This window comes from Pseudomonas sp. KH_017 (assembly GCF_057840285.1).
This window is the reverse complement of the sequence record NZ_CM174509.1, coordinates 6,233,746-6,246,617: the sequence shown is the minus strand read 5'-3', so window position 1 is coordinate 6,246,617 and position 12,872 is coordinate 6,233,746. Positions and strand designations below refer to the sequence as shown.

The following is a 12,872-nucleotide window of genomic DNA, read 5'->3' as shown; positions in this document are numbered from 1 at the left end:
TGCTTAGCCCGCAGCGACTTGCGTCGCTGGCTTGGCCACCGAGCACAGGCGAATGGAGTCAGCGAGGATTTCAATCGCTTTCGGGCGCGGGAAGCTGGCGCGCCAGGCAATGGCCACGGTGCGGAACGGTACGGGTGCCGACAACGGACGCACTTCGATCACGCCGGGGGCGTAGTGATGGCTGTCGACTGCCGACAACGGCAGGATAGATATCCCGAGGCCCGAGGCGACCATGTGGCGAATGGTTTCCAGGGAACTGGATTCCACCGTGGTGTGCTTGGCACCGTCGTTGCCTTTGGTCAGGGTCGGGCAGGCTTCCAGTACCTGATCGCGGAAGCAGTGGCCTTCGCCGAGCAGCAGCAGGCTCTTGTCGTTGAGCAGGCTGGCGTCGATGGACTCTTTTTGCGTCCACGGGTGCTGTGCTGGCATCAGCACGTAGAACGGCTCGTCGTAGAGCTGCAGGGTCAGCACGTCGGCTTCATTGAACGGCAGGGCGATGATGATCGCGTCGAGCTCGCCGTTGCGCAGCTTGTCGCGCAGCACGTGGGTGAAGTTTTCTTCGATGTACAACGGCATCTGCGGGGCAACCCGGTGCAGTTGTGGAATCAGGTGCGGAAACAGGTATGGCCCGACGGTGTAGATAGCGCCGACCTTGAGTGGGGCGGTCAGCTGGTTCTTGCCGGCCTGGGCCAGTTCGCGGATGCCTTGGGCCTGTTCCAGTACCTTTTGGGCCTGGGCCACGATGCCTTCGCCGACCGGCGTCAGGCGCACGGCGCTTTTGCTGCGCTCGAAAATCAGCACACCGAGTTCGTCTTCAAGCTTTTTCACACCCACCGACAGGGTCGGTTGGCTGACGTGGCAACGCTCGGCCGCGTGGCCGAAGTGCTGCTCTTGGGCGAGGGTAACGATGTAGCGTAATTCTGTGAGGGTCATAGCAAGCGTCCATGTAGTTGCGGGCCAAGCATACCGGCTGCAATCGATAGACGCACGTTATCAGACTGAGTGCGTCGAGTGACACCGGGCAATGCCGGATTGCCGCTGGCAGATATGCAAAAGGCACCTTTCGGTGCCTTTTGGGCTTGGAGCGCGACCTGCCAGCTGGCGGAAACCTCTGTGGGAGCGAGCTTGCTCGCGATAGCGGAGTAACAGTCAGCGAATAAGTTGACTGTGAGGCCGTCATCGCGAGCAAGCTCGCTCCCACAGGGATTGCCGGTGTTATCAGCGGCGGCGTTTTTCCAGCGAATACACAAACGGTGCAACGATTTCGATGGAGCCATTGGTCAGCATGTCGGCCGGTGGCTTGGGCAGCGGTTGAGCGCGGCGGATCATTTCCAGGGTAGCCCGGTCCAGATCGGCAGTGCCCGAGGCGCCTACCAGCTCAAACGACAACACATTGCCTTCGGCATCCACGACGAAACGCAGACGGTTCATGCCTTCCTTGCCCCGTGCCTGGGCACTTGCAGGGTACTTCTTGTACTTCTGCAGGTGTGCCAACAGCGTGCCTTGCCAGCTGGCCTTGGCCGCCAGTTGAGCCGGCGATGGGCCCGGCGCAGGCTGGGCGGATTTCTCCGTCGGTGCCTGAGTCTGCTGGGTTTCGGCCGGTTTTTCTTCAGCCGGTTTTTCCTTCGGCGGTTCGGGCTTCTTCTCTACCGGTTTGGGCGGCTGCGGCTTGGGCTTTGGCTTGACGGGCTTGGGCACGGCAATTTCAGCTTTCGGCGCTTCGGCTAGCTTGGGAATCGGCAGTTCTTCAACCGGAGCCGGTGGCTGCGGAGGCGTGACGACTTTCGGCGGAGCAGGCGGTGGCGGGGCAGGAACCGGTGCCAGTTCGACCAGCATTGCCTGGGGAGGCAATTCGATGGGCGGACGAGCGGACCAGTTCAGCGCCAGCGCGATGGCCAGCGCGTGAACGCCCAGCACCACGGCCAGGCTACCGCTGTAACGCGTCAGCTTATGGCGCGTCGTGATCATTTCTTGGCTGCCGTCTCGAGTCCGACCAGACCTACCTTCAGGTAACCGGCAGAGCGCAGGTTGTCCATCACGCTCATCAGGTCGCCGTAATCCACGCCTTTGTCGGCCTGGAAGAAGATTGTCGTGTCTTTCTTGCCCTGGGTCCTGGCGTCGAGGGTGGCGCCGAGTGCTTCGGCCTTCACTTCGTCTTCACCAAGGAACAGGCGCTGGTCGGCCTTGACGCTGAGGAACACCGGTTTCTCTGGCCGCGGCGCCGGTTTGGCGGTCGAGGCGGGCAGGTCGACCTTGATGTCCACGGTGGCCAGCGGGGCCGCCACCATGAAGATGATCAACAGCACCAACATCACGTCGATGAACGGCGTAACGTTGATTTCGTGGTTTTCGGACAGATCGTCGTCTGCCCCTTCTTTCAAATGCAGGCCCATGGCCGATTACCCCACTTTCACCATGTGCGGTTGCGAGCTGCGCTCAGGCTGGTGGTCGAGGTCGCGGCTGACCAGCAGCAGGACCTGTGCCGACGCATCGGACACCTGAGCCTTGTAACCGGCGATGGAGCGGGCAAAGACGTTGTAGATCACGACCGCAGGGATCGCTGCAACCAGGCCCAGCGCGGTAGCCAGCAGGGCCTCGGCGATACCGGGGGCGACGACAGCGAGGTTGGTGGTCTGGGTCTTGGCGATGCCGATGAAGCTGTTCATGATGCCCCACACGGTACCGAACAGGCCGACGAACGGCGCGGTGGAACCGATGGTGGCCAGCACGCCGGTGCCGCTGCTCATGTTGCGACCGCAGGCCGCGACCAGGCGCTCAAGACGGAAGCTGACGCGTTCCTTGATGCCTTCTTTCTCGCGGCTGCTGGCGGACAGGCGCATTTCTTCAAGGGCGTCATGCACCAGCAGGTTGGCCAGGGTGCCCTCCTTGGCCGCGGTAGCGCTGGCCTCTTTCAGGGTGGCGGCTTTTTTCAGGTGGGCGATTTCACCGCGCAGACGACGCTTGGCGCCCATCAGCTCGAAGCCCTTGGCGATCCAGATGGTCCAGGTGATGATCGAAGCGATGGCCAGACCGATCATCACGATTTTCACGATGATGTCGGCGTTCTGGTACATGCCCCAAGGCGACAGGTCATGAGCCATGCCCAAGGTGTTGTCGGCTTCGAGTACTTCCGGGACGTCTTCACCCAACGCTTCTGCCGGTGCGGCCTGGGCAGGATCGGTCGCGGCCGGAGCAGCGACCGGGGCGGCGTGATCGGCCGGAGCCGGCGCGGTGGCGGCCGGTGTGGCTGGCGCCTGGGCATCGGCGAAAGCGGCGACTGGCGCGAGCATCAGGCTGAGGAACAGGGCGGCCACCGCGCTCCAGGCGCGAGGTCGTTTGGTTGGCGAAGCGGAGATTTGATTGCGTGTCATGCTGGCCGGACCTGAGAGAAAAAACGGGTGATGTTCTTCCAGGCCTCGAAAGGCCGAGAACAAAAGTGGGGCGCATTATTGCAAGTAATTCTTGTTAACAGAAGTAATAGCGTCTCTTTTTTTCCTGCATTGCTAGCCGCCTGTCTATTGCCGGCGCTAGTCTGTGGCTTTCCGATGGGAGTTTTCTGATGTCTGCGCCTACTGTTTTGATCGCCGGCTGCGGTGATGTCGGCAGCCGCCTGGCCACACAATTGCTGGCGGCGGGGTGGGAGGTCCATGGCCTGCGACGCGACGTTTCACGCCTGCCCAAGGGTGTCATCGGCGTGGCCGGTGACCTGTTCAACAAAGACTGCCCGGCTACCTGGCCAATCGGCGCTGTGGATTACCTGGTGTATTGCGCCGCGGCCACCGATCACGACGAAGCCGGCTACCGCGCTGCGTATGTCCAGGGCCTGGAGCATGTGCTGGAGTGGCTGGACGACTACGGGCAGATGCCCAGTCGCCTGTTGTTTGTTTCCAGTAGCAGTGTCTACGGTCAGCAGAATGGCGAATGGGTCGACGAGGCCTCACCGGCCGTGGCGGCGGGCTATTCTGGGCGTGTGATGCTCGAAGCCGAGCAACTTGCCCTCAAAAGCGGCATTCCGGCGAGCATCGTGCGTCTGACTGGCATTTACGGCCCCGGCCGTGAATGGCTGCTGACCCAGGTGCGCCGGGGTTATCGCGTGGCGGTCGAGCCGCCTTTGTATGCCAATCGGATTCATGCCGACGATGCCGCCGGGTTGATCGGGTGCCTGCTTGAGGCGGATCGGCGTGGGGTGGCGCTGGATGATATCTACATCGGCGTCGATGACGCGCCGGCAGCGCTGGCCGATGTGGTGGGCTGGTTGCGTGAGTATCTGGGTGTGACTGAATGGGCCGATGACGACAGCGTGCGGCGCACTGGCAGCAAGCGCTGCAGTAATGCGCGGGCCAAGGCGTTGGGCTGGACGCCGAAGTATCCGAGTTTTCGCGAGGGGTATGCGGCGATCATTGAAGGGCGCTGCTGACGTTCAGGCACTCTGAAACAACTGTGGGAGCGAGCTTGCTCGCGATGGCGGCATAACAGTCAACGATGATGTTGGATGTTATGGCCTCATCGCGAGCAAGCTCGCTCCCACAGGGGGTTAAGCGTTGCTTACTGCTTCTCGAGCAACCACTTGCGCTCACCCGGGGTGAACGAGGGCATCTCGTCCACCTGCGCCGTGTTCACGGTCTGGAAAATCTCCAGCTCTTTGCCCTTGCGCGCAAAGATCCAGGCGTTGCCCTGGCCATTGAGTTGCAGCCACATGTTGTCATTGCCACCGCTCATGGATGCGCAATCACCGGCCAGGCACAACGCATAGCGATCGCTGCCTGGCAGGCCGGTCACCTGGCCGTCGGCCTGGAATTGAACCGTGCTGCCTTCGCCTGGTCCGTTGACGATTGTCCAGCCGCCGCCCATGTAGGCTGAATACAGCGCACGTTCGAAGCTGGCGCCCATCGGTGCGCCATCCGGTACCTGGATCTGTACGCGGTCGAAGACTTGCTCAGGCTCATTGTCGCTGGCGGACTGGCTCAGTTGCTTGCCGTCACGCTTCAGCTCACTGGCCGAGCTGCCATAAAAGTCGACTTTCCAGGCGCCGGACTCTTCACCCAGCAGCTTGCCGTCGACATTTTCAAAACCGTTGGTGTAGCGGGCCTGACCGGCCTTGGTGTTGATGTCCCATTCCAGGTTGGGGCCATAGGCCTGGAGCGCTTCGCGCAGGGGGACGCCTTTGGCGGCAGCATCGATCGCCACCTGGTTGATCCAGGTGCCGCTGATATCTCGGTCGGCAGGGTTGCTGGCACATCCGCCCAGGAACAGGGCGAGCAGCGAGAGAGCAAGCGCGTTGCGCATGGGTGGAATCCTTTCAAGCATTCTTTACAGCAGAGCAGTCGGCGCAGCTCGAGGCTGCGCCGTACGCATTACTCGATGACCAGGATGGCATCCATTTCAACCTGCGAACCCTTTGGCAGGGCTGCTACGCCGATGGCGGCGCGGGCAGGGTAAGGCTGGTCGAAGTACTTGCCCATGATCTCGTTGACCTTGGCGAAGTGGCTTAGGTCGGTGAGGAAGATGTTCAGCTTGACGATGTCCTTGAACGAACCGCCAGCGGCTTCAGCCACTGCCTTGAGGTTCTCGAACACCTGGACGGTCTGGGCTTCGAAGCCTTCAACCAGTTCCATGGTTTTTGGGTCCAGGGGAATCTGACCCGACATGTAAACGGTGTTGCCTGCCTTGATCGCCTGGGAGTAAGTACCGATGGCGGCCGGGGCCTTGTCGCTGGTGATAACAGTCTTGGTCATGTAGGACTCCTTGTAATTAGGGGCTTAGGCGCGCATGCGGGTGATGCGAATCACCCCGGTCAAGGCGCGCAGTTTCTTGATCACGCGGGCCAGGTGCACGCGATCGTGCACGCTGACCACCAACTGGACCACGCTGATGCGACCATCGCGTTCGTCCATGCTGATTTTCTCGATGTTGCCGTCGGCCGCATTGACGCTGCTGGCCAGCAAGGCGATCAGGCCACGCTGGTGTTCCAGCTCGACACGCAGTTCGACGTTGAATTCGCCGGTGACATCCTTGGCCCACGAGAGCTGGATGCATTTTTCCGGGTTGTGGCGGATTTCGCTGATGTTGCGGCAGTTGTCCAGGTGCACGACCATGCCTTTGCCGGCGGACAGGTGACCGACAATCGGGTCGCCCGGGATCGGCGTGCAGCACTTGGCGTAACTGAGTACCAGGCCTTCGGTGCCGCGAATCGCCAGCGGGCCTTCCGGGCTTGGCAATTGTTCGCCTTCGCCGAGCAGGCGGCGGGCCACCACATAGGCCATGCGATTGCCCAGGCCGATGTCTTCCAGCAGGTCTTCGATCAGTTCCAGGCGGTACTCGACGAGCATGGCCTTGACGCGCTCGGCCGGGATTTTCTCCAGCGAGCTGTCGAAACCGTTGAGGACCTTGTTCAGCAGGCGCTCGCCGAGGCTGATGGATTCGGAGCGGCGTTGCAGTTTCAGTGCATGGCGGATGTGCGTGCGCGCCTTGCCGGTGACCACGAAATTGAGCCAGGCCGGGTTCGGCCGCGCGCCGGGGGCGCTGACGATCTCGACCGTGGAGCCGCTTTGCAGCGGTTCGGACAGCGGCGCGAGACGACGATTGATCCGGCATGCAATGCAGCTGTTGCCGACGTCGGTGTGAACCGCGTAAGCGAAGTCGACCGCCGTGGAGCCCTTGGGCAGCTCCATGATCCGGCCTTTGGGCGTGAACACGTAGACCTCGTCCGGGAACAGGTCGATCTTCACGCTTTCGATGAATTCCAGCGAGTTGCCGGCGCGTTGCTGCATTTCCAGCACGCCCTTGACCCACTGGCGTGCTCGGGCATGGGTGCCTTTCGGCTGCTCGTCGCCGCTGGACTTGTACAGCCAATGGGCGGCGATGCCGTTGTTGGCCATCTCTTCCATTTCACGGGTGCGGATCTGGATCTCGATCGGAACACCGTGCATGCCGAACAGCGTGGTGTGCAGCGACTGATAGCCGTTGGCCTTGGGGATCGCGATGTAATCCTTGAAGCGCCCCGGCAACGGTTTGTACAAATTATGAACAGCGCCTAGCACGCGGTAGCAGGTATCGACCTTGTCGACGATGATCCGGAACGCGTAGACGTCCATGATCTCGTTGAAGGCCCGACGCTTGCCGCGCATTTTCTTGTAGATGCCGTAGAGGTGTTTCTGGCGACCGCTGACCTCGCCCTGGATGCCATCGATGGCCAGGCAGTGGCTTAAGGATTCTTCGATCTTGTTGACGATTTCCTTGCGGTTGCCACGGGCGCGTTTGACCGCCTGGTAGATCCGCGCGGAACGCATCGGGTGCATGGCCTTGAAGCCGAGGTCTTCGAATTCTATGCGGATGGCGTGCATGCCCAGCCGATTGGCGATGGGCGCATAGATTTCCAGGGTTTCCTTGGCGATGCGCCGGCGTTTTTCACCGGACAGCACTTCCAGCGTGCGCATGTTGTGCAGGCGGTCGGCCAGCTTGACCAGGATCACGCGAATGTCGCGGGCCATGGCCATGGCCATTTTCTGGAAGTTTTCGGCTTGTGCCTCGGCCTTGGTCTCGAAGTTCATCTGGGTCAGTTTGCTGACCCCGTCGACCAGTTCGGCCACGGTTTCGCCGAACTGCGCTTGCAGCGCTTCCTTGGCAATACCGGTGTCTTCGATCACGTCATGCAGCATCGCAGCCATCAGGCTCTGATGGTCCATGTGCATGTCGGCAAGAATATTCGCAACCGCAAGGGGGTGCGTGACGTACGCCTCGCCGCTACGGCGGCGTTGGCCGTCGTGGGCTTGTTCGGCGTAGAAATACGCTCGGCGGACCAGGTTGACCTGGTCTTTGCCGAGGTAGGTCGATAAGCGATCGGCGAGGGCGTCTATGCTCGGCATGATGTCTCCTGCCGTAAGCTTTTATCCCGCGCCGTGCTACGTCGACCAGGCATAGGCTTAGACGGCCTCGTTGGACTCGTCCTCGAATGCAGCAAAAAGCGGTTCATCTTCAACGATTTCGGCTTCAGCGATAGCTGCGTAGTCGATCAGGCCTTCAGCGATTTCGCGCAGGGCGACGACGGTAGGCTTGTCGTTTTCCCATGCTACTTTCGGCTCTTTGCCGCCGGTGGCCAGTTGACGGGCACGCTTGGTAGAGAGCATGACCAGCTCAAAGCGGTTATCCACGTGTTCTAGGCAGTCTTCAACGGTTACGCGGGCCATGGTCTTCCTCGTAGCAAATGCAATATGCGCGCTGCCCGGATGGGCGAGCGGACTCAACAGTTTAAAAAATCACCAGCGTTTAGGGAAGCGCTGATTTTTTGACCAAGCCCTTCAACGCGCTGCAAGTGCCAATGTAAAGCCCTTGCAGCGGTTTTGGGAAGAGCTGATTAACCGAGCAATTCAGCCAGCAATTTGCCGTGACGCTGCTGCTGACGCTTCTGGATCAGCTGATTGGCGCGGAAAATCGCCTTCAGGTCGTGCAGCGCGTGGGCGAAATCGTCGTTGAAGATCAGGTAGTCGTAGTCGACGTAGTGGCTCATTTCGCTGACGGCTTCGCGCATCCGGCCGTCAATGATCTCGTCACTGTCCTGGCCGCGATTGGTCAGACGCTGGTGCAGGGCCTGCAATGACGGCGGCAGAATGAAGATCGAGCGGGCCTGAGGCATCAGCTTGCGCACTTGCTCGGCACCCTGCCAGTCGATTTCCAGAATCAGGTCGTGGCCTTCGTCCAGGGTCTGCTGCAGGTGGCTTTGCGAAGTGCCGTAGAGATTGCCGAACACTTCGGCGCGCTCGAGGAAATCCCCGTGCTCGATCATCTTCACGAACTCGCTGCGGTCGACGAAGTGATAGTTCACGCCATTCACTTCACCGGGGCGCATGGCGCGGGTGGTGTGGGAGACCGAGACGCGGATCTCCGGATTTGCGTCGGTCAGGGCCTTGACCAGACTGCTCTTGCCCGCGCCCGAAGGGGCGGAAATGATGTACAGGGTGCCGGTGCTGTGTGTCATGTCGGGGGTAGCCTTACTCAATATTCTGCACTTGTTCGCGCATCTGCTCGATCAACACCTTGAGGTTGACCGCAGCCTGGGTGCTGCGCGGGTCGAAGGCTTTGGAGCCCAGTGTATTGGCTTCGCGGTTGAGTTCCTGCATCAGGAAGTCCAGGCGCCGACCGGCGGCACCGCCGGATTTGAGCACCCGGCGAACTTCGATGATGTGAGTACTCAGGCGATCCAGTTCTTCGGCGACGTCGCTTTTTTGCGCGAGCATGACCATTTCCTGCTCCAGGCGCTGCGGATCCATCTCGGCTTTCATGTCGGCGAAGCGGTCGAGGACTTTCTGGCGCTGGGTGGCGAGCATTTGCGGGACCAGCTCGCGCAAGGTCACCACGTCTTCTTCAATGGAGCTCAGGCGCTCGTTGATCAGCCGCGCCAGCTCCGCGCCTTCGCGCTCGCGGCCGGCCTTCAGTTCCTTGAGGCCCTGATTGAACAGTGCCAGCGCTTCGGCGTTCAAGGCTTGCGGGTCGGTGGCGTCGCCTACCAGTACGCCGGGCCAGGCCAGGACTTCCAGCGGGTTCAGCGCTGCCGGGTTCTTGATCAGGCTGGCGATGGTCTCGGCGGCGGCGACCAGTTGCGCGGCGCGCTCCTGATCGATTTGCAGTGCTTTGCCGGTGTTTTCCTCGGTGAAGCGCAGGGTGCATTCGAGCTTGCCCCGCGATACACCCTGGCGCAGGGCTTCACGAACAGCGCCCTCGAGATCGCGGAAGGATTCCGGCAGGCGCAGGTGGGGTTCCAGGTAGCGGCTGTTGACCGAGCGCAGTTCCCAGCTCAGGGTGCCCTGGGCGCCGGCTTTCTCGACGCGGGCGAAGGCGGTCATGCTGTGCACCATGGAGGTACCTCGCAAGGCAGATCGGCACAGAACCGAGGTTCCGGGAATCCGATATCAATGAATTAAAGCCGACTGGCAGCAAAGGCGCAGGATTGTAGCGCAGTGGCGCGGATGCGCCCAAACACACGGTGTGACAAAGAGCGGCAGACCTGCACTGACGCGCTGTGCAGAGCCCTCGGTCGTCGGCGGAATTTTTTAGAAGTGCCCAGTGGCGGCCGTCGGCTCTATAATGCTCCGCAGTTTTCCGTCCCCAGTACAGGTACTCCCTATGATACGTCCAAGTGGTCGCGCTGCCGATCAGCTCCGCTCGATCCGCATCACCCGCAACTACACCAAACACGCCGAGGGTTCTGTGCTGGTCGAGTTCGGCGATACCAAGGTCATCTGCACCGTCAGCGTTGAACCGGGCGTACCGCGTTTCCTGAAAGGCCAGGGCCAGGGTTGGCTGACCGCCGAGTACGGCATGCTGCCGCGCGCTACCGGCGAGCGTAACCAGCGTGAAGCCAGCCGTGGCAAGCAAGGCGGCCGCACCCTGGAAATCCAGCGTCTGATCGGTCGTTCCCTGCGCGCTGCGCTGGACATGTCCAAGCTGGGTGACGTCACCCTGTACGTCGACTGCGACGTGATCCAGGCCGATGGCGGCACCCGCACGGCTTCGATCACCGGCTCCATGGTTGCACTGATCGATGCCTTGAAAGTGATCAAGAAGCGTGGCGGCCTGAAGGGCGGCGACCCGGTCAAGCAAATGATCGCTGCGGTTTCCGTGGGCATGTACAAAGGGGAGCCTGTGCTCGACCTCGATTACCTGGAAGACTCGGCCGCCGAGACTGACCTGAACGTGGTGATGACCAGCGCTGGCGGTTTCATCGAAGTCCAGGGCACTGCCGAAGGCGCGCCGTTCCAGCCTGAAGAGCTGAACGCGATGCTTGAACTGGCCAAGAAAGGCATGAACGAGATCTTCGAACTGCAAAAGGCCGCACTGGCCGACTGACCGGACTGCTCCAGGCAAGGAGGACACCATGAGTGACGAGCAACTGCCGCTGCCCACGCCGAGCCAAGAGGTGCGTCAGTGGGCCATGTTTTGCCACTTGTCCGCCTTGCTGGGGATCTGGATTCCGTTTGGCACGATCATCGGCCCGCTGATTCTCTGGCAGATGAAGCGCGAGATGGACCCGTTCATTGATGCCCAGGGCAAGGAAGCGCTGAACTTCCAAATCACCGTCGCGATCGCCTCGGCTATCTGCTTCCTGCTGATGCTGTTGATTATCGGGTTCTTCCTGTTTGGCCTGATCGCGATCGGTGCGCTGGTGCTGACGATCATCGCCGGGGTGAAGGCCAATGAAGGGCAGCCTTACCGGTATCCGTTCACCTGGCGGTTGATCAAGTAAGCCAGGACGCTGATGTTGTTTTAAGCGCAGTTCAATACAAATGCCCCAACATGTTGGGGCATTTGTTTTTTTGCAATCAGATTAATCTCTAATGTTGCGTACTTGGTCGCTCGCTATTCAAACGAAGTTCATTCGTGCAAATAAAGTTTCTTACACGTTTAGTCACAAACTGCAAGGCGCAGTCCCGCTTGCGTGCTTGGCAATGAGACTTGGCGATTGATAAAGTTGCCGCGAGTAATATTTATAAAGAAATATCTCGATATATTCGGACCATTGACGGCCTCTGAATCTAATACTAGTCAGTGTTGAGATTGATCAACCTGTTCAAGAGGCGTGTCCAGGTAAAAAGTTCGCCCCTGAATGTAAAAGCAAGAATATCCCAAATGCTTCAGCTCGATTTTTATGGAACACTTGTCGCCGCCTCTTTAGTGCTTTTGTTGGGGCGCGCTCTTGTCTCGCGTGTCGGTTTTTTACGTACTTATAATATCCCGGAACCTGTAGCGGGCGGTCTGGTGGTTGCCTTGGGTCTTCTGGCTTTGAGAACCCTCGATATTGAAATCCGATTTGATACCTCGCTGCAAACTCCCTTGATGTTGGCGTTTTTTGCCACGATTGGCTTGAGCGCAGACTTCGCCAGCCTGAAGAAGGGCGGACGCATAGTGGGGATCTTTCTGCTGGCGGTTGTCGGACTTCTGGTGATCCAGAATGCCATGGGCATCGGGCTCGCAACGGCGTTGGGGCTCGATCCGTTGATGGGCTTGTTGACAGGCTCGATTACTCTGGCAGGCGGTCACGGTACAGGTGCTGCATGGGGGGCGACGTTCAGCGAGAAGTTCGGTCTGGCCTCTGCCTCTGAGTTGGCAATGGCTTCTGCAACGTTTGGCCTGGTGCTGGGCGGCTTGATTGGTGGGCCTGTTGCCCGCCTGCTCATCAGTCGTGTTCAGACACCCGGCTGCGAGCAGGAAAAGCCACGGCTGCCCAAGGGCTTTGAACAACCGAACAAAGAGCGCTCGATCACGTCGTTTTCGCTAGTCGAGACACTGGCTTTGATCGCTGTCAGCCTGCTGGCGGGCTCACTCCTGAATGGGTGGCTTCAGGGAACCGCATTTGAGTTGCCGACGTTTGTTTGTGTGTTGTTCGTGGGCGTGCTTTTACGGAACGGGCTTTCGGCGCTTGGTGTGTATCAGGTGTTTGAGCGAGAAGTCTCCGTGCTGGGGAATGTCAGTTTGTCGCTGTTTTTGGCAATCGCTCTGATGTCGCTCAAGTTGTGGGATCTGGCTGCACTGGCGTTGCCGATCTTTATCATCCTGGCTGCGCAAACATTGGTCATGGCCCTGTTTGCGATTTTTGTGACATTCAGGATGATGGGCAGTAACTACGACGCGGCTGTATTGGCGGCAGGGCATTGCGGTTTTGGACTGGGTGCCACGCCAACGGCCATCGCCAATATGCAAGCGGTGACACAGCGCTATGGGCCTTCTCAGATAGCGTTCCTGGTGGTGCCAATGGTGGGTGCTTTCTTCATCGACATCATTAATGTCATCGTCATCAAGTTGTACCTTGCACTGCCGTTTTTCGCCGCGGTTTGAAGTTCAGGCCGTTGGGACCCCCTGAATAGAACGCATAAAAAATG

General features: G+C 60.0%; 14 protein-coding genes. 4 read left to right on the top strand and 10 right to left on the bottom strand.

The genetic code is table 11. From position 1 onward, the window contains the following. Positions 1-3 precede the first annotated feature (3 nt). The 4 genes from AC3IT6_RS28565 to exbB form a co-directional block, all read right to left on the bottom strand. Positions 4-933, bottom strand: coding sequence for a hydrogen peroxide-inducible genes activator (locus AC3IT6_RS28565; protein ID WP_008000272.1), 930 nt, complete (start codon positions 931-933; stop codon positions 4-6). A 285-nt stretch (positions 934-1,218) separates the two neighbouring features. After that, the gene (locus AC3IT6_RS28560) at positions 1,219-1,968 is read right to left on the bottom strand and encodes an energy transducer TonB family protein (protein ID WP_007989592.1); all 750 of its coding nucleotides are present in this window, start codon (positions 1,966-1,968) and stop codon (positions 1,219-1,221) included. Further along, positions 1,965-2,393, bottom strand: a complete 429-nt coding sequence (exbD, locus tag AC3IT6_RS28555) for a TonB system transport protein ExbD (RefSeq protein WP_007975187.1) — start codon at positions 2,391-2,393, stop codon at positions 1,965-1,967. Before exbD ends, AC3IT6_RS28560 begins: the two co-directional genes overlap by 4 nt. Before the next feature lie 6 nt (positions 2,394-2,399). Continuing rightward, entirely contained in the window at positions 2,400-3,371 is a 972-nt protein-coding gene (exbB, locus tag AC3IT6_RS28550) for a tonB-system energizer ExbB (RefSeq protein WP_458370505.1), read from the bottom strand. A 188-nt stretch (positions 3,372-3,559) separates the two neighbouring features. On the opposite strand from exbB, the gene AC3IT6_RS28545 reads away from it, so the two are divergent. Continuing rightward, positions 3,560-4,417, top strand: a complete 858-nt coding sequence (locus AC3IT6_RS28545) for an SDR family oxidoreductase (RefSeq protein WP_489353835.1) — start codon at positions 3,560-3,562, stop codon at positions 4,415-4,417. 128 nt (positions 4,418-4,545) lie between these two features. On the opposite strand, the gene AC3IT6_RS28540 is transcribed toward AC3IT6_RS28545, so the two are convergent. From AC3IT6_RS28540 to AC3IT6_RS28515, 6 genes are all read right to left on the bottom strand, one after another. Further along, positions 4,546-5,286, bottom strand: a complete 741-nt coding sequence (locus tag AC3IT6_RS28540) for a hypothetical protein (RefSeq protein ID WP_489353834.1) — start codon at positions 5,284-5,286, stop codon at positions 4,546-4,548. Between the two features lie 68 nt (positions 5,287-5,354). Further along, the gene (locus AC3IT6_RS28535; protein WP_003229509.1) at positions 5,355-5,735 is read right to left on the bottom strand and encodes a RidA family protein; all 381 of its coding nucleotides are present in this window, start codon (positions 5,733-5,735) and stop codon (positions 5,355-5,357) included. Between the two features lie 24 nt (positions 5,736-5,759). Then, positions 5,760-7,865 (bottom strand): bifunctional GTP diphosphokinase/guanosine-3',5'-bis pyrophosphate 3'-pyrophosphohydrolase, encoded by a 2,106-nt coding sequence (gene spoT / locus AC3IT6_RS28530; RefSeq protein WP_008047084.1) that lies wholly within the window; start codon positions 7,863-7,865, stop codon positions 5,760-5,762. Between the two features lie 57 nt (positions 7,866-7,922). Further along, the gene (gene rpoZ, locus AC3IT6_RS28525; RefSeq protein WP_007921129.1) at positions 7,923-8,186 is read right to left on the bottom strand and encodes a DNA-directed RNA polymerase subunit omega; all 264 of its coding nucleotides are present in this window, start codon (positions 8,184-8,186) and stop codon (positions 7,923-7,925) included. Between the two features lie 167 nt (positions 8,187-8,353). Then, the gene (gmk, locus tag AC3IT6_RS28520; protein WP_489353833.1) at positions 8,354-8,974 is read right to left on the bottom strand and encodes a guanylate kinase; all 621 of its coding nucleotides are present in this window, start codon (positions 8,972-8,974) and stop codon (positions 8,354-8,356) included. A 13-nt stretch (positions 8,975-8,987) separates the two neighbouring features. Beyond that, on the bottom strand, positions 8,988-9,851 hold the full coding sequence (locus tag AC3IT6_RS28515) for a YicC/YloC family endoribonuclease (protein WP_489353832.1): 864 nt from the start codon (positions 9,849-9,851) through the stop codon (positions 8,988-8,990). A gap of 268 nt (positions 9,852-10,119) precedes the next feature. Here AC3IT6_RS28515 and rph point away from each other — a divergent pair, with 268 nt between their 5' ends. From rph to gltS, 3 genes are all read left to right on the top strand, one after another. Beyond that, complete coding sequence (rph, locus tag AC3IT6_RS28510; protein WP_007989575.1) at positions 10,120-10,842, top strand: ribonuclease PH; 723 nt, start codon at positions 10,120-10,122, stop codon at positions 10,840-10,842. Positions 10,843-10,870: 28 nt separating this feature from the next. Beyond that, positions 10,871-11,239, top strand: a complete 369-nt coding sequence (locus tag AC3IT6_RS28505) for a DUF4870 domain-containing protein (protein WP_103395943.1) — start codon at positions 10,871-10,873, stop codon at positions 11,237-11,239. 383 nt (positions 11,240-11,622) lie between these two features. Beyond that, positions 11,623-12,828 (top strand): sodium/glutamate symporter, encoded by a 1,206-nt coding sequence (gene gltS, locus AC3IT6_RS28500; protein WP_489353831.1) that lies wholly within the window; start codon positions 11,623-11,625, stop codon positions 12,826-12,828. The last annotated feature ends 44 nt before the right edge of the window (positions 12,829-12,872 follow it).

Excerpts from the sequence above, each read along its gene's own strand:
- AC3IT6_RS28565 (WP_008000272.1), bottom strand. The coding sequence starts at position 933 with ATGACCCTCACAGAATTACGCTACATCGTTACCCTCGCCCAAGAGCAG.
- AC3IT6_RS28560 (WP_007989592.1), bottom strand. The coding sequence starts at position 1,968 with ATGATCACGACGCGCCATAAGCTGACGCGTTACAGCGGTAGCCTGGCC.
- exbD (WP_007975187.1), bottom strand. The coding sequence starts at position 2,393 with ATGGGCCTGCATTTGAAAGAAGGGGCAGACGACGATCTGTCCGAAAAC.
- exbB (WP_458370505.1), bottom strand. The coding sequence starts at position 3,371 with ATGACACGCAATCAAATCTCCGCTTCGCCAACCAAACGACCTCGCGCC.
- AC3IT6_RS28545 (WP_489353835.1), top strand. The coding sequence starts at position 3,560 with ATGTCTGCGCCTACTGTTTTGATCGCCGGCTGCGGTGATGTCGGCAGC.
- AC3IT6_RS28540 (WP_489353834.1), bottom strand. The coding sequence starts at position 5,286 with ATGCGCAACGCGCTTGCTCTCTCGCTGCTCGCCCTGTTCCTGGGCGGA.
- AC3IT6_RS28535 (WP_003229509.1), bottom strand. The coding sequence starts at position 5,735 with ATGACCAAGACTGTTATCACCAGCGACAAGGCCCCGGCCGCCATCGGT.
- spoT (WP_008047084.1), bottom strand. The coding sequence starts at position 7,865 with ATGCCGAGCATAGACGCCCTCGCCGATCGCTTATCGACCTACCTCGGC.
- rpoZ (WP_007921129.1), bottom strand. The coding sequence starts at position 8,186 with ATGGCCCGCGTAACCGTTGAAGACTGCCTAGAACACGTGGATAACCGC.
- gmk (WP_489353833.1), bottom strand. The coding sequence starts at position 8,974 with ATGACACACAGCACCGGCACCCTGTACATCATTTCCGCCCCTTCGGGC.
- AC3IT6_RS28515 (WP_489353832.1), bottom strand. The coding sequence starts at position 9,851 with ATGGTGCACAGCATGACCGCCTTCGCCCGCGTCGAGAAAGCCGGCGCC.
- rph (WP_007989575.1), top strand. The coding sequence starts at position 10,120 with ATGATACGTCCAAGTGGTCGCGCTGCCGATCAGCTCCGCTCGATCCGC.
- AC3IT6_RS28505 (WP_103395943.1), top strand. The coding sequence starts at position 10,871 with ATGAGTGACGAGCAACTGCCGCTGCCCACGCCGAGCCAAGAGGTGCGT.
- gltS (WP_489353831.1), top strand. The coding sequence starts at position 11,623 with ATGCTTCAGCTCGATTTTTATGGAACACTTGTCGCCGCCTCTTTAGTG.